The sequence below is a fragment of the Micromonospora sp. MH99 genome, from assembly GCF_021442385.1.
GTDB lineage: Bacteria > Actinomycetota > Actinomycetes > Mycobacteriales > Micromonosporaceae > Micromonospora.
In genome coordinates, this window is the sequence record NZ_MUZA01000062.1 from 1 (window position 1) to 19,673 (window position 19,673).

Sequence of the window (19,673 nt, forward strand, 5' to 3'; positions counted from 1 at the left end):
TCGCTGGGCCTGTTCCAGCAGCGCCCGACCAGTGGTTGGGGCACGCCGGAGCAGATCACCAACCCGGAGTACTCCACGACCGCGTTCCTCAAGGGCCTGCGCCAGGTTGACGGCTGGCAGGACGTGCCGCTGACCGACGCCGCGCAGACCGTGCAGGTCTCGGCCTACCCGGACGCGTACGCCCAGTGGGAGCAGCAGGCCACCGACCTGGTCGCCCAGCACTGGAACAGCTGACCCGAACCGACCGATGGCCGGCACCCGACAACGGGTGCCGGCCATCGGCGTACCTGGCCGGCACCCCGAAACCGGGGTGCCGGCCATCGGCATATCCAGCCCCGCCCACTGATCTGGCAGCCACCCCGAGTCGGGTGTCGGCCATCGGCATACTGCCCTCGCTCACTGACCTGCCATCACCCGAGCCGGGTACTGCCAGCGGCGTTACCCAACCCCCGCCCACTGACCTGGCCGCCACCCCGAAACCAGAGGGCCGGCCAGCGGCATAGCCAGCTTCGCCAGAGTGACCGGCCGCCCCCACACATCACCGGAGAAACTCCGACGAATGGCGTTGTCGGCCCGCGTGACGGTGAATCTTGGACAGTTTCCGTTGGCAGCTAACGGAAACTGTCCAAGATTCACTGATGCGACGTAGCGGAGCGGCGTGGTTGGCGCGGAGTGATCCGATCGGCGGGCGGGTACGTACCTCCCGGCGGGGACCGGCGGAAGGGCAGAGGCATGGCCGCAGTGGGTGACGGCACCGAGCACCAGGCAGAACACGAACCGGGGCAGCAACCAACCCATCCGGCGGCGGCGCGCTCGGCGGTGGCGCGGTCGGGGGTGGAGCGTTCGGCCGCAGCTCAGCCGGAGTGCGAGGGCGGCTCGGCTCGGCCCGCCTCCGACGCAGGGCGCCGGTCGGAGACGGAGCCGCGACCACCGGAGGCCGACGCCGCACCGGGGCGCTGGTCGGTCGGTGCCCGGCTGCTGTTGGCCGCCGCGGCTGTGGTGCTGGTTCTCGGGGCCTCGGCGGTGGTGGTCATCGTCGCCGACCCCTACCGTCTCGGCCAGACTTACTCTGGCGCACCCGACGGCGTCCACCCGGACGGCAGCCGACGGGACGCTACCCGGCCGGATGCGGCAGCGGCCGCCGAGCAGACGATGACGACGCCGCTGGCGGGGCGGCAGAAGGCCACCTTCGTGCTGGCGGACGGGTTGTCGTCGTTCGACCTTCGGGTGGGCGACCTGGGCGACGACCTCTATCGGATCAGCAGCCCGGCCGGCTCGGGCGTGGCAGTCCGTCCCGTGGTGCAGGGTGAGACCGTCCGGCTCGGGGTGGTGGCCACCGGCACGTCCGAGGGGCGGGCCGCGCGGGTGCTGCTCAGCGAGCGGGTCGCCTGGCGTCTGCGCCTGGAGGGCGGGGTAAGCGAACAGGTGCTTGACCTGGCGCAGGCGCGGCTTCTGGGCGTGGACCTCGTCGGCGGCTCCGCCCGCACCGACCTCATCCTGCCGCCGGTGAACGGCGGCACGACGACCGTGCGGCTGACCGGTGGCGTCAATCAGTTCGACATCCGGGTGCCTGGCACTCCACCGGTACGGGTGCGGGCGGGAGCCGGGGCCGGTTCGGTCGCGGTCCGCGACGAGCGTTGGGCCGGGGTCGCCGCTGGTGCGTTGCTGAGTACGCCAGGGTGGGACCGCTCGGCCAACCGGCTCTTCCTTGACCTGGTCGCAGGTGCCGGCACCGTGACGGTGACCGAGTCTCGGTGACCGTCCCGCGACTCGGACGCCGACCAGGTTCGTCGGGCGCCGGCCGGTGTCGCCGGGGCGGTGAGGTCGGGTGCTGGTCGGGGCCGTCGCGCAGTGACCAGGGCGGGGGAGTGGCCAACGACGGCGACACCAGCCGGTGTGGCCGGGGGAGCGGGCCGGATGTCGGGCGGGACGTCGGGCCGCTGGGTGGGACGCCGACCGGCCCGCCCGTGACGTGCTGGGTCGGAGGTCACCCCTGCTGGGAAGCGCCGCTGCCCGGGGAGGGCGCGAGCGTACAGTCGGGCGGTGGAGCGTACCGAATCGATGCTGGCAGAGACCCGACCGCCCGGCGTGGCCGACGTCGATCCCGGCAGCGTGCTGCTGCCGGGCCACGACGTGCCGCTGGGGCGGTACACGACCGTCCGGCGGTTGTTGCCGCAGCGGCCTCGGCGGATGGTCGGCGCGTGGTGCTTCGTGGACCATTTCGGCCCGGACGACGTGGCGCAGCGGCCCGGCATGGAGGTGCCACCGCACCCGCACACGGGTCTGCAGACGGTGACCTGGCTCCTCGACGGCGAGATCATTCACCGCGACAGCCTCGGCAACGTCCAGGCGATCCGGCCCGGCCAGTTGAACGTGATGACCTCCGGGCACGGCATCGCCCACTCGGAGCGGTCGCCGGCCACGCACCCGCCGGTCATGCACGGTGTGCAGCTCTGGGTGGCGCTGCCGGACCCGGCGCGGGCCGGCACCGCGGACTTCGCCCACCACGCCGACCTGCCACGGTGGCGCGACGGCGACCTGGACGCGACCCTGCTGGTCGGCGAGTTCGCCGGCCAGCGGTCCCCGGCGGTGGTGCACACCCCGCTGGTGGGGGTGCAGCTCGAGCTGGGTGGGGCGGCGCCGACCACGCTGTCGTTGCGGCCCGATTTCGAGTACGCCCTGTTGGCGATGTCCGGCTCCGCCGAGGCCGCGGGGGTGGGCTTCGAGCCGGGCGCGTTGCTCTACCTGGGTTCGGGTCGGCGCGAGGTGACCGTGCGCGGTGGGGCGGGGGCCCGGCTGTTGCTGCTGGGGGGCACGCCGTTCGAGGAGCCGCTGGTCATGTGGTGGAACTTCGTGGGCCGCTCGCACGAGGAGGTCGCCGCCGCTCGGGAGGACTGGATGGCCGGCCGGCGTTTCGGGGTGGTGGCCGACGACGCGGCGTCGCCGCTGCCGGCGCCCGCCCTGCCCACCACCCGGCTCAAGGCGCGCGACCGCACCGGCGGCCTGCACGGCTGACCGGCACGGGCCGTGCCAGGACGCACGCCGGGCCGGGACGCGGGCCGGGCTGGGGCGGCGGTTGGCCGACGGTGGCGTGGGTAGTCGCCGGCATGGCGACCACTCTGATCACGCCCGTGGAGGACCGCAAACGTCTGGCCCGCCGGCTGGCTGGGAGCGGACGGGGCTTCGCCGAGCAGTACGGCTTCCGCGTGACCAACAATCCGGCGAGCCTGTTCCAGGTGCTCTACCTCGCGGTCCTGCTCGCCCGCCGGGGTGACTTCCGGCGGGCGGTGGACGGCGCGCGGGCGCTGCGCGACGAGGGGTGGGACAGCGCCGCCCGGCTGGCCCGGTCGCTGCACCGGGACCGGGTGCGGGTGTTGCGCGACAGTGGTCAGCGCGGGGACGTCGACGCGTTGGCCGACGTGCTGGGTGATCTGGCCCGGACGGTCGTCGAGCGGTACCGGGGCGACCTGCGCCGGTTGCGCGCGGTCGCCCATCACGAGCCGGCTGCCGAGCGTGCGCTCCTCGCCGACCTGCCAGGGGTGGACGACCAGGTGGTCGACCTGTTTCTGCGCGAGGCGCAGGCGCTGTGGCGGGAGGTGGCCCCGGTCGCGGACCGGCGGGCGCTGGCGGCGGCCCGTCGGCTCGGGTTGGGCCGCTCGGCGGATGACCTGGCCGGCTTGGCAAGCGGCGAGTCCGAGCGGCTGGCATGGCTGGTGGGGGCCCTGGCCCGGGTCGATCTGGAGCACCGGTACGCGGAGCTGACCGACCGTCCCTGACGTGCCCTGGCCCACACTTCGCCAAAAACTGACCGTACGGAGGATGGTCTGTCGTATGGTTGTACCCGGCAGTGCTGACCGCTCGGTTCGAGCGGCCATCCACCGCCTGGTGACCCGCGACCGGTTCGGACGCGGTTCACCGCCTGGACAGGTTTGCGTGGCGCCCCGGTCGCGGTTCGTGGCCAAGGGGCGCCCGCCTGTCCCGGCGAGGCGCCGCCGTGACGCACGAGCCGCCGCCCGTGACACACAACCGCCGCCGCCCGTGACGCAGCCGGGCGTGAGCGCTCAGCGGGCCAGACCCGCCAGCAGGTTCACCGTGACGGCGATGATGAACGCGCCGAACAGGTACGACACCATCGAGTGCCGCAGCACCGTACGACGCATCTCGTTGCTGGTGAGGTTGGTGTCGGAAACCTGGAACGTCGTCCCGATGGTGAACGCCACGTACGCGAAGTCCGAGTACCGGGGCGGCTCGGGCTGGTTGAAGTTCACCCCGCCGTCGGGGCCCGTGTAGTAGATCCGGGCGTAGCGGGCGGCGAACACGGTGTGCACCACCAGCCAGGACAGCACCACGCTGAAGACGCCGAGGCCGCCGTACAGGTCCCGGCGCGGGCCGGGTGGCGCCGCGTGGGCGCTGGCCACGACGAGGCCGACGGCCAGCAGGCTGGCGAGGCAGGCGATCAGCAGCACCACGTCACGGATGGCCCGGTTGGGATCCTCGTGTACGGCGAGTCGGGCGGTGCGGGTCGCGTCCATCGGCCAGAGTTTGCGCCACACCAGCACCAGCCAGCTCAGCGCGGCGGCGTCCCAGCCGGCCAGCGGGGCGAGCGACGGCGACAGTGTCAGCGCGAAGACGCAGCCGGCGATGACGCCGACCACCGCCACGACGACGAGTTGCCCCGCCGCCGGGGTGTGCCCGTCCGGGGGGCGGGACAGCGGACCGGTGCCGGTCATCCGCGCCGCCCGCCCGTCGCGGCGGACGCCACCACCGCCGGGTCAGATGCCGCGCAGATGCTGCGACACCCGGTTGTGCTTCTTGTCCCGGGCCTGCGCGGCGCGTTGCGAGGGGCCCACCTCGGGGGCGGCCTCGATGCCTGCGGACCGGGCCACCTCGGTGCCGTTGGCGTAGTCGACGGGCGGCAGGGCGCGCAGCGCCTTGAGTACGTCCGGCGGGGCACCCTCGCGTTCGGCCTCGCGGACCACGTCGTCCTTCTCGGCCGGGTAGTCCAGGCTCGACAGGTACTGCAGGACGTCCGCGTAGCTCGCCATGTCTGGGGCTCCCTCGGGGCATCGATGTGGTCACGACCGGCGGCGGTTACCCGTCCGCCGTCCGGTCACGCCCGGCCGGGCGCAGGAAATCGCCCAGGCCGGCGAAGGACGTCGTCCTGGTCGCCGCGGGAGATCCGGCGTCGTTTCCACGACGGCGCGGCGGGTACCCGCAGGCGCCGCCGACAAGCCCGAGGGAGTACGCGATGAACTACGACACCTTCGTCGACCAGGTTTCCCAGCGCACTCGGACGTCGTCCGAGCAGGCGGTCGAGTTGACCCGGGCCGTGCTGGAGACGTTCGCCGAGCGGCTGACCGGCGGGGAGGTGCTGGACCTGGCCGCGCAGCTTCCGCAGCCGTTGCAACTGGTGCTCAAGCCCAGCCCGAGCACCGAGCAGGCGGACCGGTTCGGGGCGGCCGAGTTCGTGGCGCGCGTGGCGCTGCGCGCCCGCGTGGAGGAGCCGGCCGCGCGGAACGCCGTCCGGGCGGTGTTCACCACCCTGCGTGAGGCGATCACCGGCGGGGAGTTCGACGACGTGGCGACCCAGTTGCCGCGCGACTACCGGGGTCTCGTGGAGCAGGCGATGGCGCCGGGCGCCACGTTGCGCCGCGCCTGACGACAGTGCCAGAAATCGAGACGCACAGCGGTTGGCCAGGGCAACCATCGACGTCCGGCTTGGCGTGTCGATCGGGCCTGGCCTAACCTTGTCGTGCGAGGGGAGTACTTCCCACGAACCATTCCGGTCAGTACGGCACGCCCGGCGTGCCTCGGGTGGTTGCCCATCTGGTGATGGGTGAAGGAGACCTCGAACATGACACGGTGTTCGAGGAGACCCCATGACCGAATTGTCATATCTAGCCGCTGCGAGTGATCTGTCGTCGGTGGGTACGCCCACCCTCTGGGCGGTGACCATCGCCGGCGTGGTGCTCCTGCTGGTGCTGGACTTCCTGGTGACGCGCAAGCCGCACGAGGTGTCCATGCGCGAGGCGATCGGCTGGTCGGCGTTCTACGTCGCGCTGCCGCTCGCGTTCGGCGGCTGGGTCTGGTCCCGCTACGGCTCCGAGCAGGGCGTGCAGTACCTGACCGGTTACCTCGTCGAGAAGTCCCTCTCGGTCGACAACCTCTTCGTCTTCATGCTGCTGCTGGCCGCGTTCGCGGTGCCGGCCGTGCTCGCCCAGCGCGTGCTGCTCTACGGCATCGCTGGCGCTCTGGTGCTGCGGGCGGTCTTCATCGCCCTCGGCGCGGCGGCCCTGCAGACCCTCGACTTCGCCTTCCTGCTCTTCGCGATCATCCTCGTCGCGACGGCGGTGAAGCTGCTGCGCGACGCTCTCTCCGGGCATCAGCAGGAAGTCGACATCAACAAGATGCGCTCGGTGAAGCTGCTGCGCAAGATCATGCCGGTGGTCGACGAGTACCACGGCACCCGGATGACCGTTCGGCAGGGCGCGAAGCGGGCACTCACCCCGTTCGCCCTGGTGGTCGTCGCGGTGCTGGCCACCGACATCGTGTTCGCGGTCGACTCGGTGCCCGCGGTGTACGGCATCACCGAGGACCCGTACCTGGTCTTCGCCACGAACGCGTTCGCCCTGCTCGGCCTGCGGGCGCTCTACTTCGTCCTGCACGCCGCGCTGAGCCGGCTGGTGCACCTCAGCTACGGCCTGGCGATCATCCTGGCGTTCATCGGCCTCAAGCTGGGCCTGCACTGGGCGCACGGCATCTGGCCCGGCGTGCCGCAGATCCCCACCCTGGCCTCGCTCGGCGTGATCATCGGCGTGCTGGCGGTGGTCACCCTGACCAGCCTGCGCGCCACCCGGGGCGGCACGCCCGAGCAGCGCGAGGTCGTCACCGAACGGCACTGACCGCGCCGCGCCGGGTCGACGAGGGCGTACGCCAGAAAGCCTCCGACCCGGCCGGCCCGGGTGGTACGACTGTGCAATGGGAATCGTGTCACCGGGCTTTCAGGGTCGGCCCCGCTCACAGGAGCCGGCCCTGCCACCCGGTCAGTACCTGACCGAGGACTTTCCGGTGCTGTCGGCCGGCCCGACACCCCGGGTCTCCCTGGACACCTGGGAGTTCGTCATCTCCGCCGAGAACGGCACCGAGTACCGGTGGTCGTGGCAGGAGCTGATGGCGCTACCGCAGGAGACCCCGATGGTCGACATCCACTGCGTCACCCACTGGTCGAAGCTCGGCACCACCTGGCAGGGCGTCTCCCTGGACACCCTGCTCGACGGCGTGGACACCGGCGCGCACTTCGCGCTCGCCCACTCGTACGGCGGGTACACCACCAACCTGCCGCTGGACGATCTGCGCGGCGGCCGGGCCTGGGTGGCGCACACCTTCGACGGGGCGCCGCTGCCGGCCGAGCACGGCGGCCCGGCGCGGCTGCTGGTGCCCCACCTGTACTTCTGGAAGTCCGCCAAGTGGGTGCGTGGCATCCGGCTCAAGACGATGGACGAGCCGGGGTTCTGGGAGACGGCCGGCTACCACGACTACGGCGACCCGTGGCGCGAACAGCGGTACCAGGGTGACTGAGCGGGCCGTGGCGACGGGCACCCCGGCCCGGGCGCCGATCAAGTGGCAGGTGGCGCGGCTGGTGGAGCGCCGGGTCGAGACGGCGACGGCGCAGACGCTGGTCCTGGAGGTGCCGGACTGGCCAGGGCACCTTCCCGGGCAGCACGTCGACGTGCGGTTGACCGCGCCGGACGGCTACCAGGCCGCCCGGTCGTACTCGATCGCCGGGCCGGCGGTGGACGGCCCCGGCGGCCCGCGCATCGAGGTGACCGTCCAGCGGGTGCCCGACGGCGAGGTGTCGCCGTACCTCATCGATGTCTTCGGCGCCGGCGACCCGGTGGAGGTCCGCGGACCGCTCGGCGGCTGGTTCATCTGGCGATCGGAGGACACCGCGCCGGTGCAGCTGGTCGCGGGTGGCTCCGGCATCGTGCCGCTGATGGCGATGATCCGGGCGCGGCGGGCGATCGGCAGCAGGGTGCCGTTCCGGCTGATCTACTCGGTGCGTACCGCGGAGGACGTGATCTACGCCGACGAGCTGCGCCGCCGGGTCCGCGACGACTTCGGCCTCGATGTGGCGTACGTCTACACCCGCGAGGCGCCCGACGGTTGGCGCGGCGAGCCGCACCGGATCGGCCTGGCCGACGTGAACACCCACGGTTGGCCGCCGGACCTGGAACCGCAGACGTACGTGTGCGGGCCGACCGGGTTCGTGGAGGCCGTGGCCGATCTGCTGGTCGGGCTGGGCCACCCGTCGCGGCGGATCAAGACCGAACGCTTCGGCCCCACCGGCTGAGAGCCCGCCCGCTGCCTGTCCCGCCCGCCGCCTGTCCCGCCCGCCGACGCAACGTCGAGGAGACCCGATGACCGAGATGTCGTACCTGGACGGCAACATGCTCGACGGCCCGATGCGCGAGCTGTTCACCGTCGACCTGAGCACCGCGATGGGCCGCTGCGAGAACTGCGGGATGACCGGCTCGATGGCCAGTCTGCACGTCTACTCGCACGCGCCGGGCCTGGTCGCGCGCTGCCCGTCCTGCGAGTCGGTGATGGTGCGCCTGGTCCGCGCACCGGACCGGGCCTGGCTGGACATGCGCGGCGTCACCTACCTCCAGGTGCCGATGCCGATGGAACGGCCGCTTCCCGAGCCGCTCTGACCGGTCACCCGGCGCTCGCGCCGCTGCGACAGACTGGCCGGATGAGCACCGGTCGGTGGCGCGACGTTCCACCGCGGGCCCGGCTTGTCGTGGCGGGGGCCGTCCTGGTCTTCGCCTACGGCACCGTCGTGCACGTGCTGCAGGTGTTCGTCCCCGGGCTCCGGCCGCCGCTCGCCCTGCCCGGGTGGCTCGCGGCCTACTTCGTGTCCCTGACCCTGTGGGATCCGTTGGCGGCGCTGTTGCTGGCGGCTCGTCGTCCGGCGGGTCTCGCGCTGGGGTGCGCCGTGCTGGTGACGGACGCCGCCGCGAACGGGTACGCCAATTACGTGCTCGACCCCGCCGGTGGCGTCACACCCGGCCGGATCGGGCAGGCCGTCATCACCGCCCTCGCCGTCGCCCTCGTCGCGCTCACCCCGTGGCTGGCCCGGTGGTTCGTCCGGCCCGCGACACAGCGCCACTGAGCGCAGCCGCTACGGCGTTTCCGCATCCGCCTCGGCCAGGACGGCGAGGACCGCGTCCACCACGACGGCGGGTTGTTCCTTGTGGATGTAGTGGCCGCTGTCGGGCACCACGCGGTGAACGCCACGGGGGAAGAGCGCGGCGGTTCGGTCGGCGAGGTCGCGGGAGCGCTGTCGCAGGGCGGCTGGCTTACCGCGGGTCGCCGTCAGAATTCTCATCGGCACGTCCCGCACCGGCGATGCCGCCCGCGCGGCACGGACCTCCCGGGTGCACCTGTTGGCGAGGCGGTTCTCCGCCCGGATGGTCGCGACCTGCGCGTACGTGACATAGCTGGCCACGTACGCCTGGGTGACCAACGCCTGGACGCGGGGGTCGTCGGTGCAGCGTCGCGCGAGTTCGCGGCCCATGTTCGTGGCGACCCGGTTGAAGAGCCCGATCGCCTTGAGCAGCGGAAGGGCGGTGAGGACGACGCTCGACGAGACTCGGAGAGCCAGCGGCACCGCCGCGGTGGTGTCCTCGTGGAAGGGGTCGACGAGGACCACGCCCCGGGTGCGGTCGGGCCGGGCGAGTGCGGCCAGTTCGGCGAGCAGTCCGCCCCAGCTGTGACCGACCAGCACGGCGGGACCGATGGTGTCGAGAAGGGCGACGAGGTCCCGTACCTGGGAGTCCAGTGTCAGTCGCGCGGCGGGGTCGCTGGCACCCAGGCCGGCGCGGTCGTAGGCGATGACGCGGGACCTCTCGGCCAGCGCCGGCAGGACGACGGCCCAGTCCAGCCCCACCTCGCCGGCGCCGGAGATCAGGACGACGGCCGGCCCGGCGCCGCTGGCCTCCACCCACCGCAGTCGCCGGTCCGACTCACGGGTCAGCTGGTGGCGGATGACACCAGCCGGCACCAGGCTGGACAGAGCGGTGACGACCGGATCCTGCGTCCCCGTGTCCACCAGACCTCCCCGTCGCCGTCCCGATTGGTCACCGTCAGGCTCTGGACACTACAAACCCGCCACAACGTCGACGTCGAGCCGGTGGAGGTCCCGGACTCAGCGCACGATCTCCGCGAGGGTGTCCACCTGCCCCGGGTCCGGGGCGTAGCAGTACAACACGAGCTCGTCCGCGCCGAACTCCCGGTACGCGGCCACGGTGTCGGCGATCTGCGCCGGGTCGCTCAACGGCTCGCCCCAACCGGGCCGGCCGGTGAACGCGTAGTAGGCGGCGATGGCGCCACGGGCCTCGTCGATCGTGGCGGCCGACCCGACCGCGACGTTGACCTGGCACACGAGGCGCGGCCGGCCGGGACGGCCCGCCGCCTCCCACCCCTCCCGCACGGTGCGGACCAGGGGGCCGGCCCAGGCCAGGGGCGCCGCGCAGACGAACCCGTCGGCGTACCGTCCGACCCGCCGCAGTGCCGGCGCGGCGAACCCTCCGATCAGCATCGGTGGCCCCCCGGGCGTGGTGGGGCGGGGCCCGATCGTCGTGCCGCGGTACGGCTCGCCCCGCCAGATCTCGCGCAGGGCGGCGAGTTGCCCGTCGAGCAGTCGACCTCGCTGCCCGATCGGCGTGCCGGCGGCGACGTGGTCGTCGTCGCGACCACCGACGCCGATGCCGAGGACGAAGCGGCCAGCGGACATGCGGTCCAGGGTGGCGACCTGCTTGGCCAGCAGGGCGGTCTCGCGCAGCGGGCCCAGCAGGACTTCCGTCTGGAGGCGGATGCGCGTCGTGGCGCCGGCGAGGACGGCCAGGGCGGTCAACGGTTCGGGATTGTCGAAGGTGAGGCGGTCCAGCAGAGCGAGGCTGTCGAAGCCGAGGGCTTCGGCGGTCGTGGCCCAGTCGAGCAGACGGGCCGGTGCGCTGATGGGCAGGCCGAGGCCGATGTCCATGTCGATCTCCGTAGGGTGGGCAGCGTGAACTGAAGCCGCCACCTTCTCCTCGCTCGCGGCGAGGTCCCGAGTTCATCTGCGACGTGTTTCTCGAACCAGGGATACGAAGTTCCGCGCCAACTGTATGCGGCATCCGCCGCCGCGGCGAACGCGTCGGAAACTCGGGTGCGGGCGGCGCGGCCGGCTCCGTAGGCTCCGATCTCCGGCCCGTCCGGGCTGCCCCCGTCCAAGGATCGGAGATGAGCGCAGCGATGGCCAGTCACCTCTTCGCGGTGTGTTTCGGTGCGAACGAGCCCCTGCGTGTCGCACGCTTCTGGTCCGAGATCCTGGGTCGGGAGCTGGTCGACGACCCCCGCGACGGCGTCCTCGTGCTGCCCGACGACAAGTCCGGTTTCCGGCTCCGCTTTCCGCAGATCCCGGAGCCGAAGGTCCTGCAGAACCCGGCACACCTCGAACTGACCAGCGACTCGCTGGAACACCAGCGGCAGACGGTGGCCAGGGCGCTGGAGCTGGGCGCGCGGCACACCGACGTCGGTCAGCTCCCGGAGGAGGGCCACATCGTGCTCGCCGACCCCGAGGGCAACGAGTTCTGCGTCCTCGGTACGGGTAGCACGTTCCTCGCCGGCTGCGGCTTCCTCGGTGATCTGGCCTGCGACGGAACGCAGGCCGTTGGCTACTTCTGGAGCGCGGCGCTCGGCTGGCCGCTGGTCTGGGACCAGGACGAGGAGACCGCCATCCAGTCACCCCTGGGCGGCCCGAAGATCACCTGGGGTGGTCCACCGTTGATGCCGAAGGGTGACCGGGACCGGGTGACGTTCGACCTCGCCGTCGACGACGGCGACGACCCGCAGGCGGAGGTCGACCGTCTGCTCTCCCTCCGCGCCACAGTGGTCGGCACCGACGGTGACGGCGCGGTGGTGCTGGCCGACCCCGACGGCACCGAGTTCCGGCTGCTGATGCCCCGGTAGTGCGGTGACCACGAACGTGCACGAGGTGGCGTGACACAGGCGCTGGTTAGGCTGGACGCGTGACTGACGCGGCGGGGCCGATCGAGCCGTCGGGGGTGTGGGCCACCGCCGTGGGCGTGGCCCGGGTGCGGGCGATGGAGACGGCACGCGAGCAGCCGCTGTTCCGGGACCCGCTGGCGCTGGCCTTCGCCACGGCCGGCGGGCGAGGCCCCGGGACGCCGCCGCCCCCGCGCGCGGACGAGGCGGCGCGACGCCGCTGGCTCGGTGTGGCCTTCTCGATCGTCATCCGGACGAAGTTCCTGGACGACCTGCTGGATCGGGCTGTCGCGTCCGGCGTCCGGCAGGTCGTGCTGCTCGGAGCCGGGATGGACAGCAGGGCCTTCCGGATGGACTGGCCTGCGGGCACCCGGCTGTTCGAGGTCGACACGCCCGAACCGCTCGGCTTCAAGGCCGCGGTGCTGCGGCAGGAGCGTGCCGTTGCGCGCTGCGAGCGGATCACCGTCCCGGTCGACCTCCGCGAGGACTGGCCGGGCGCCCTGGCCGCGGCCGGGCACGACCCGGCGCAGCCGACGGTGTGGATCGCCGAGGGACTGCTGATCTATCTACCCGGGGACGCGGTGGAGTCGCTGCTCGAACGGGTCGGCGCGCTGTCCGCCGCGGGCAGCTGGATGGGCCTCACCCTGGGCTCGCGCGGTGTGGTCGAACGCTTCCGCGACGACGCCGCCGCAGGATCGGCAGCGTCGATGTGGGTCTGGGAGATGCCGGAGGACCCGGTCGGCTGGCTGCACGGCCTCGGTTGGAAGGCGGAGACCTTCACCCTGCGTGAGCGCGCCGCAGCCTACGGGCGTCCGGTGCTCACCCCGCCGCAGCAGGACGAGGGCGTGGGCGGCCTCGTCTCGGCGCTTCGCGCCGCGCACTGAGCACGACGAAGGCCGGGGTGCGGGTCAGGCCGGCGTGAGGAGGCAGAACTCGTTGCCCTCCGGGTCGGCCAGGACGGTCCACGGGATGTCGCTGTCGCCCAGGTCGACGGCGGTGGCGCCGAGCGACAGCAGTCGGGCCGCCTCGGCCTGCAGGTCGTCACCCGGGTAGGGGCGCACGTCGAGATGGACGCGGTTCCACACCGTCTTCACGTCGGGCGTACGGAGAAACTGCAGATAGGGGCCGACGCCCTTGGCGGAGCGCAGCACCGCGCTGTCGTCGGTCACCCGGTGCACGGTCCAGTCCGTCGCCTCGCCCCAGAAGCGGGCCATGGCCCGCGGATCCGCGCAGTCGACGATCACCGAGGCGATCGGTCCGGTCTCGTCGTAGAGCGAGTCCAGGACGCAGAACTCGTTGCCCTCCGGGTCGGCCATGACCGTCCACGGCACGTCGCCCTGGCCCACGTCGGCGAGCGTCGCGCCGAGACCCGCCAGCCGCGCCACCAGCTCCGCCTGGTGGTCCGCCGAGGTGGTGGCCAGGTCGACGTGCACGCGGTTCTTCACCGTCTTGGGTTCCGCCGAGACGACGAGGTCGACGCAGACGGCGACGGGGTCGGGATAGACGAAGCCCTCGGGTTCGAGGTTGGTGACGCCCGGTCCCTCGCTGGAGATGCCCCAGCCGAGCGCCTTCGCCCAGAAACCGCCCAGGGCTGCGTCGTCCCGGGCCTTCATGTTGATCTGCACAAGCCGCGTTGCCATGCCGACGATGGTAGGGCCTGTTTCATGAGAACTGGCCGGCCTGCCCTAGGCGGACGCGCGGCCGGTGCGGACGGCGTACGCCCGCTTCATTTTGATGTGGTTCCCGCAGCCGGCCATCGAGCACCAGCGGCGGGCCTGGTTGCGGGACGCGTCGTAGTACGCCCAGCGGCACGTGTCGCGGGCGCAGACCTTGAGCCGCCGCCAGGAGCCGTCCACGTCGCACTGCCGGATGGCGTCGACCAGTCCGGCCACGGCCTCGTCGATCGGCGCACGGCCGACGGCGACCAGGCGGTGGCCGTCGGCGGTGAAGCGCGGCGCGACGGGCGTCGCCGCCAGGGCCTGGTTGAGGCGGTCGAGCGCGGCGGGGTCGCCGAGGTGGCCGGCGTGCCCGAGCAGCACAGCGCGCAGGCCCTCCCGGATCGTCACGGCCGCGTCGAGGTCGGCCGGCCCGAGGTGTACGCCGGCCGGCAGCAGCCGCCGCTCGACGAACCAGTCGCGCAGCCGCTGCGGGCTGGTCAGCGTCTCGTCGTCGATCTGCGGCTCGACGGTGTTCACGAAATCGCGCAGCAGCCGGGCGGCGGCCGGCACCGCGCTGTCGTCGTCCACCGATCACCCCTTTCGCGTCACACCACCGTAGCGCCTTGACAGGTGTGAAAGCGCCTGCGAGGGTCGGAACTACACCGGCGAAACCATTTTGCTGGTGTGAGAACGGACCGGGGGAGGGCGGGGCGGTGGCTTCCACGCTCAAGGACGTGGCGGGGCTCGCCGGGGTGTCGGTGAAGACCGTCTCCAACGTGGTCAACGGCTATCCCCACGTGAGCGCCGACGTGCGGCACCGGGTCGAGGCCGCCATCGCCCAGCTGCGCTACCGACCGAACGCGTTCGCCCGGACCCTGCGGACCGGGCGCACCGGCGTCCTCGCCCTGGTCCTGCCCGACGCCGACCTGCCGTACGCCGACGACCTCGCCCGCGAGGTCGTGCACGCCGCCGGGCGTCGGGGCTACCGGGTCGTCATCGAACACGAGCGTGCCTCGCCGGGCCCGGACGAGGGCCGGTCGATGCCCGTGGACGGCGTGCTGGTCGGTGCGCCGGGCGACCTGGCTCAGACGCTGACCGCCGCGGGTCGACCCGTCGTCCTGGTCGGGGGCGCGGCCCACGACCTGCGCTGCGACCAGATCCGCGTCGACGTCGCCGGCGCGGCCGAGGACGCGACGGCCCACCTGCTGCGCACCGGCCGGCGGCGGATCGCCGCGATCGGGGCGTACCCCCCGGGGTCTGCCGGTGTGCCGCAGCCGGGCACGGCCGGCTACCACCGGGCGCTGCGGGCTGCCGGGTTGACGCCCGTGCCCACGCACCCGCTGCCCGGTCGGCACCACCGCCGGGCCGACGGCTACCACGCGGCGCGCGAGGTGTTCGCGGGCCCGGACCGCCCGGACGGGATCTTCTGCTTCTCCGATCCCCTCGCGATCGGCGCGATGCGGGCCGCGTTCGACGCCGGGCTACGCGTCCCCGTCGACGTCGCCGTGATCGGTGTGGGCGACATCGAGGAGGGTCGCTACTCCCGGCCCACGCTCAGCACCGTCGCCGTGGACACCGGCTTTCTCGCCCGGGAGGCCGTGGCCCGCCTCGCGGCACGGATCGGCGAGCCCGACGCCGCGACCGCCGAGATCGTCGCGCCACACACGGTGCTGCCCCGGGAGAACACGGGCGTCCCGACGCGCTGACCACCGGGGGGCGGGCCGGTTGGACAACTGCCGCGCCGGTCGGTCAGAGTGGTCCGCCGTGAGATACCTGCGCAGCGGTGGTCCCGCCGCCATCCGGCGACCCCGGCCCACCGACGTCGACGAGTTCGTGGCGGCCGCGCGGCGCAGCCGGGACCTGCACCACCCGTGGCTGGCCGCGCCGGTGACCCCGCAGGAGTACGACAACTACCTGCGCCGCATCCGTCGCCGCGACAGCGCCGGCTACCTGATCTGCGACCGGGCCAGCGGCGCGATCGCCGGTTACGTGAACATCAGCGGCATCGTGCTGGGCGCGCTGCGCGGCGGTTACCTGGGGTACGCGGCGTTCGAGCCGTACAGCGGCACCGGACACGCCTCGGCGGGCATCGCGTTGGTGATCGACCACGCGTTCACGACTGCCGGACTGCACCGGCTGGAGGCGAACATCCAGCCGGGCAACGAACCATCCCGCCGGGTGGCCCGAAAGCTCGGCTTCCGCCTGGAGGGCTTCTCCCCGGACTACCTGTTCATCGACGGCGCGTGGCGCGACCACGAACGCTGGGCCATAACCGCCCCCACCCCACCTCCGCGTGATCAAGAGGTTCGCGTCACCGACGGCGGCGTGTCGTGACGCGAACCTCTTGATCAACAGGGCAGGGCGGGAGTGGGCGGTCAGCTGCCGGGGCGGGGGAAGGCCACCGGGCTGCGGAGGCCGGATCGGTTGACCGCGCGGATGCCGAAGAAGACGTTGTCCTTGGACAGGTCGATGCTGACCTCGGTGACGTCGCCGACGGGAATCACCCGCTGCCACTCGGCGGCCGTGGTCTCGCGCCACACCACCTCGTAGCCGGCCAGGTCCGGCTCGTCGCCGCGCTGCCAGCGCAGGGTCGTGTTGTTGGTCAGGTCGGTGGTCACGATGATGGCGCCCTTGGGCGTGCCGGGCGCCTGGGCCAGCGACCACAGCGCCGCGCCGTTGACCCTCGCCACCCGGGCCATGTACCCGAAGTCGCAGAACTCCGGCAGGTCACCGAACTGCTTTCCGTCCTGCACGCGGACGTCCTGGTGCTGGTGGGCGAAGTCCTCGTTCGGCTCGGTGAACCGGGCCGCCGGCCAGCCCTCGCGCAGGAACGAGATGTGGTCGCTGCCGCGCAGGTAGCGGTCCCGCCGGTAGATCACCCGCACCCGCATGCCTGTCGCGTCGTTGTCCGCCACGTCCCGGACGAACCGGGCGAGCTGCCGCGACGGTGAGTCGTTCTCGCCGCCGACGGACTGGCGGGTCGTCGCCTCCGCGGGTGTCTCGGCGGTCGGCACCCCCTCGGCGAACAGCCGCACCGCGTACGGGTCGCGGGTGCCGTCGTCGGCGGTGCTGCTGCCCACGATGTCGTCGCTGAACATGCCCTGCACGTCCGCGCCGGCCGCCTTGAGCTGCGCGGCCAGGTACGCCGAGCCGTACAGGCCCTGCTCCTCGGCGGCGACCGCGGCGAACACGACAGTGGCGGCGGTGGGCCGGGTGGCCATCAGCCGGGCCAGCTCCAGCACCACTGCCACTCCCGAGGCGTCGTCGTCGGCGCCGGGCGCGTCGCTGACGGCGTCCATGACGTCGGTGACCCGGGAGTCGTAGTGGCCCGTCACGACGTAGGTGCGGTTCGGCGAGGTCGTACCGCGCAGGGTGGCCACCACGTTGGTGATCCGGGTGGCGGTGGGGATTCGCGAGGCGGGCTGCTGCACGTACGACTGGAGTTCGACTGTCATCCGGCCGCCGGAGGTGGCCGCGTACTCCTGGAGGCGGGCGTGGATCCAGTCCCGGGCGGCGCCGATGCCCCGCTCGGGGTCGTCCTGGCTGGAGAGGGTGTGTCGGGTGCCGAAGGCGGCCAGCCTGCGCACGATGGCCTCGATCCGGCGGGGGTCGATCTGGCGCAGCAGTTCGCGCAGCTCGCGCTCGGGGTGCTGCGCCCGGATCGGGCGCCCGGGGCCGGCGGGTGCGGCGTCGGCGGCGGCGGGTGCGGCCAGGGAGGGCACCGCGACGGTGGCGGCGGTCGCCGCAGTGGCCGTCGTTCCTACGGTGGTGTCATGGCTGTCGTGCGCGCGACCCCGGCCGATCCGACAGTGGGCATGGCTCCGGTGACGGGGGTGAGCGGCGACCAGCGGACGATGCCGCCCGAGCTGGGCCCCGAGTCGCTCGCCGTGCTCAGCGGCCCCACGTTCCTGTACTCCGACGCGCGCGGCGACGTGCCGCCGGGCAGCATCGGCGGGCTCGTGCACCTGGACACCCGCCTGATCAGCGGCTGGACGCTCACCGTCAACGGCGGTGAGCTGCTGGTGTTGCGGTCCGAAACGCTCGAGCACTATTCCGCGCAGTACGTGCTCACCAACCCGGAGTTGCCCGGGCTGCCGCCGAACAGTCTCGCCATCCGGCGGTTGCGCTACGTCGGCGACGGCTTCCACGAGCGACTGGAACTGGTGTCGTTCCAGCCGGAGCCGGTCCGGGTGGAGCTGCGCCTCGCCGTCGGCGTGGACTTCGCCGACCTGTTCGAGGTCAAGTCGGTGGTCCGGGACCGCTCCGCGCAGATCGTCCGCGACCATGCCGCCGACGGCTCCGAGCTGTGCTTCTCCTACCGCAACGGCGACTTCGCCGCCGAGACCCGGGTGCGGTGCGCGACGGCGGCGGACCGGATCGACGGTGACGACCTGGTCTGGGACCTGTGGCTGCTTCCGCGCGAGGGCCGGCAGCTGGACCTGCACGTGCCGCTGCCGCCGGGCCTGGGCGTCGTCGAACCGGTGCGGGGCGACATCGCCGACGTCATCCACGGTCGGGCCGACGACCCGCTGCGCCGGTGGACCGACGACCGGGCGGTGCTGCGCAGCGACAACCAGGCGCTGGAACGCGCCGTCCGCCAGTCGCGCGACGACCTGGCCGCGTTGCGGCTCGACCTGGAGGTCAAGGGTCAGCGGATCATGCTGCCCGGCGCGGGACTGCCCTGGTTCCTCACCGTCTTCGGCCGGGACACGCTGATCACCGCGTACCAGACGCTGGTGGCCGGGCCGGAACTCGCCAAGGGGGCGCTGCTCGCGCTCGCCCGACTGCAGGGCGAGGCCTGTGACGACTTCACCGACGAGGAACCCGGCAAGATCCTGCACGAGGTCCGCAGCGGCGAACTGACCCGTACCGGTCGGAAGCCGTTCGGGCCCTACTACGGCACCGCCGACGCCACCCAGCTCTGGCTGATCCTGCTGTCGGAGTACTGGCGGTGGACCGGTGACGACGAGACCGTCCGGCACCTGCACGACAACGCGCTGGCCGCGCTGCGGTGGATCGACGAGTACGGCGATCGCGACGGCGACGGCTTCGTGGAGTACGCGACCCGCTCCCCGGAAGGGCTGGGCAACCAGTGCTGGCGGGACTCGCCGGACGGTGTCTGCTTCGCCGACGGGCGCATCCCGGTGCTGCCGCTGGCGACCGCCGACGTGCAGGGCTACACCTACGACGCGAAGGTGCGGCTGGCCGAGCTGTTCGACGGCCCACTGGGCAACCCCACCCTGGCGGCGCGGCTGCGCGACGAGGCCGGCACCCTGTTCGAGCGGTTCAACAGGGACTTCTGGATCGACGAGCGGGGTGGCTACTACGCGGTGGCCCTCGACGGCGACAAGAATGCTGTCGACTCCAAGACGTCCAGCATGGGTCACCTGCTGTGGAGCGGGATCGTGCCGCCGGCGCGGGCCGACGCGGTGGTGCGCCAGCTCATGTCGCCGGACATGTTCTCCGGCTGGGGCATCCGGACGCTGTCCCGCGAGGAACGTCTCTACCGCCCCCTCGGCTATCACCTGGGCACGGTCTGGCCGCACGACAACTCGCTGATCGTGCTCGGCCTGGTCCGCTACGGCTACCGGGCGGAGGCCAACCGGATCAGCCTGGCGATGATCGACGCGGCCGAGCAGTTCGGCCACCGGCTGCCCGAGGCACTCAGTGGGTACGACAGGCAACGGCTGCTGTTCGCCGTCCCGTATCCGACCGCGTGCAGCCCGCAGGCGTGGGCGGCCGGCACGCCGCTGGCCCTGGTCCGCGCGGTGCTGGGCCTCAACCCGGTCGAGGGCCGGCTCATGCTCGACCCGGACATCCCGCCCGAGTTCGGCCGGATCTCGGCCGACCGGGTGCGCGCCTTCGGTCAGGAGTGGGCCGTGGAGGCGGTCGGCGCCAGCGGTCACGTCCGGCTCGACGCGCGTTGAGCGCGTGCCGGCGCTTCGACGTTTGTCCTGGGCTGCGGCG

General features: G+C 72.6%; 21 protein-coding genes and 1 pseudogene. 15 read left to right on the forward strand and 7 right to left on the reverse strand.

Translation table 11 applies throughout. The features are described 5' to 3' along the window. The 4 genes and pseudogenes from B0E54_RS25335 to B0E54_RS25350 form a co-directional block, all read left to right on the forward strand. Positions 1–234: pseudogene (locus B0E54_RS25335) on the forward strand (hypothetical protein); the annotation flags it as partial. Positions 235–732: 498 nt separating this feature from the next. Then, positions 733–1,758 carry a cell wall-active antibiotics response protein gene (locus tag B0E54_RS25340; RefSeq protein ID WP_234588568.1) on the forward strand — a complete coding sequence of 342 codons (1,026 nt, stop codon included), beginning with the start codon at positions 733–735 and terminating at the stop codon, positions 1,756–1,758. A 285-nt stretch (positions 1,759–2,043) separates the two neighbouring features. Next, entirely contained in the window at positions 2,044–3,015 is a 972-nt protein-coding gene (locus tag B0E54_RS25345) for a pirin family protein (RefSeq protein WP_234588569.1), read from the forward strand. Positions 3,016–3,107: 92 nt separating this feature from the next. Then, positions 3,108–3,776, forward strand: coding sequence for a hypothetical protein (locus B0E54_RS25350; RefSeq protein WP_234588570.1), 669 nt, complete (start codon positions 3,108–3,110; stop codon positions 3,774–3,776). A gap of 285 nt (positions 3,777–4,061) precedes the next feature. Here the strand turns inward: B0E54_RS25350 and B0E54_RS25355 are convergent, their stop codons facing one another. After that, positions 4,062–4,730, reverse strand: coding sequence for a DUF1345 domain-containing protein (locus B0E54_RS25355; protein ID WP_234588571.1), 669 nt, complete (start codon positions 4,728–4,730; stop codon positions 4,062–4,064). Between the two features lie 42 nt (positions 4,731–4,772). After that, positions 4,773–5,045, reverse strand: coding sequence for a DUF2795 domain-containing protein (locus B0E54_RS25360; RefSeq protein WP_234588572.1), 273 nt, complete (start codon positions 5,043–5,045; stop codon positions 4,773–4,775). Between the two features lie 203 nt (positions 5,046–5,248). Here B0E54_RS25360 and B0E54_RS25365 point away from each other — a divergent pair, with 203 nt between their 5' ends. From B0E54_RS25365 to B0E54_RS25390, 6 genes are all read left to right on the forward strand, one after another. Beyond that, on the forward strand, positions 5,249–5,659 hold the full coding sequence (locus B0E54_RS25365; protein ID WP_234588573.1) for a DUF2267 domain-containing protein: 411 nt from the start codon (positions 5,249–5,251) through the stop codon (positions 5,657–5,659). A gap of 220 nt (positions 5,660–5,879) precedes the next feature. Next, positions 5,880–6,902: a TerC/Alx family metal homeostasis membrane protein gene (locus B0E54_RS25370; protein ID WP_234588574.1), complete on the forward strand. Its 1,023-nt coding sequence runs from the start codon at positions 5,880–5,882 to the stop codon at positions 6,900–6,902. Positions 6,903–6,978: 76 nt separating this feature from the next. Continuing rightward, positions 6,979–7,578, forward strand: a complete 600-nt coding sequence (locus B0E54_RS25375; protein WP_234588575.1) for a sulfite oxidase-like oxidoreductase — start codon at positions 6,979–6,981, stop codon at positions 7,576–7,578. Positions 7,579–7,585: 7 nt separating this feature from the next. After that, positions 7,586–8,350, forward strand: coding sequence for a ferredoxin reductase (locus tag B0E54_RS25380; protein WP_234588624.1), 765 nt, complete (start codon positions 7,586–7,588; stop codon positions 8,348–8,350). A 67-nt stretch (positions 8,351–8,417) separates the two neighbouring features. Beyond that, the gene (locus B0E54_RS25385) at positions 8,418–8,711 is read left to right on the forward strand and encodes a DUF6510 family protein (protein WP_234588577.1); all 294 of its coding nucleotides are present in this window, start codon (positions 8,418–8,420) and stop codon (positions 8,709–8,711) included. A gap of 41 nt (positions 8,712–8,752) precedes the next feature. After that, on the forward strand, positions 8,753–9,172 hold the full coding sequence (locus B0E54_RS25390; RefSeq protein ID WP_234588579.1) for a hypothetical protein: 420 nt from the start codon (positions 8,753–8,755) through the stop codon (positions 9,170–9,172). Between the two features lie 9 nt (positions 9,173–9,181). Here B0E54_RS25390 and B0E54_RS25395 read toward each other — a convergent pair whose 3' ends face one another. Beyond that, complete coding sequence (locus tag B0E54_RS25395; RefSeq protein WP_234588581.1) at positions 9,182–10,111, reverse strand: alpha/beta fold hydrolase; 930 nt, start codon at positions 10,109–10,111, stop codon at positions 9,182–9,184. A gap of 96 nt (positions 10,112–10,207) precedes the next feature. Further along, complete coding sequence (locus B0E54_RS25400) at positions 10,208–11,044, reverse strand: LLM class flavin-dependent oxidoreductase (RefSeq protein WP_234588582.1); 837 nt, start codon at positions 11,042–11,044, stop codon at positions 10,208–10,210. Between the two features lie 251 nt (positions 11,045–11,295). Between B0E54_RS25400 and B0E54_RS25405 the strand changes: the two genes are divergently transcribed. Both B0E54_RS25405 and B0E54_RS25410 read left to right on the forward strand, forming a co-directional pair. After that, positions 11,296–12,012: a VOC family protein gene (locus B0E54_RS25405; RefSeq protein ID WP_234588625.1), complete on the forward strand. Its 717-nt coding sequence runs from the start codon at positions 11,296–11,298 to the stop codon at positions 12,010–12,012. A gap of 59 nt (positions 12,013–12,071) precedes the next feature. After that, on the forward strand, positions 12,072–12,932 hold the full coding sequence (locus tag B0E54_RS25410) for a class I SAM-dependent methyltransferase (RefSeq protein ID WP_234588583.1): 861 nt from the start codon (positions 12,072–12,074) through the stop codon (positions 12,930–12,932). Positions 12,933–12,956: 24 nt separating this feature from the next. On the opposite strand, the gene B0E54_RS25415 is transcribed toward B0E54_RS25410, so the two are convergent. Both B0E54_RS25415 and B0E54_RS25420 read right to left on the reverse strand, forming a co-directional pair. Next, complete coding sequence (locus tag B0E54_RS25415; RefSeq protein WP_234588584.1) at positions 12,957–13,688, reverse strand: VOC family protein; 732 nt, start codon at positions 13,686–13,688, stop codon at positions 12,957–12,959. Between the two features lie 45 nt (positions 13,689–13,733). Further along, on the reverse strand, positions 13,734–14,294 hold the full coding sequence (locus B0E54_RS25420) for an ABATE domain-containing protein (protein ID WP_234588585.1): 561 nt from the start codon (positions 14,292–14,294) through the stop codon (positions 13,734–13,736). A 125-nt stretch (positions 14,295–14,419) separates the two neighbouring features. On the opposite strand from B0E54_RS25420, the gene B0E54_RS25425 reads away from it, so the two are divergent. Beyond that, positions 14,420–15,412: a LacI family DNA-binding transcriptional regulator gene (locus B0E54_RS25425; RefSeq protein WP_234588586.1), complete on the forward strand. Its 993-nt coding sequence runs from the start codon at positions 14,420–14,422 to the stop codon at positions 15,410–15,412. A gap of 58 nt (positions 15,413–15,470) precedes the next feature. Further along, positions 15,471–16,040, forward strand: a complete 570-nt coding sequence (locus tag B0E54_RS25430) for a GNAT family N-acetyltransferase (RefSeq protein ID WP_234588587.1) — start codon at positions 15,471–15,473, stop codon at positions 16,038–16,040. A 41-nt stretch (positions 16,041–16,081) separates the two neighbouring features. Here the strand turns inward: B0E54_RS25430 and B0E54_RS25435 are convergent, their stop codons facing one another. Continuing rightward, a complete protein-coding gene (locus B0E54_RS25435; protein ID WP_234588588.1) occupies positions 16,082–17,428 on the reverse strand; it encodes a M20/M25/M40 family metallo-hydrolase in 1,347 nt (448 codons plus the stop codon). A 51-nt stretch (positions 17,429–17,479) separates the two neighbouring features. Between B0E54_RS25435 and B0E54_RS25440 the strand changes: the two genes are divergently transcribed. After that, the gene (locus B0E54_RS25440; protein ID WP_234588589.1) at positions 17,480–19,633 is read left to right on the forward strand and encodes a glycogen debranching N-terminal domain-containing protein; all 2,154 of its coding nucleotides are present in this window, start codon (positions 17,480–17,482) and stop codon (positions 19,631–19,633) included. The last annotated feature ends 40 nt before the right edge of the window (positions 19,634–19,673 follow it).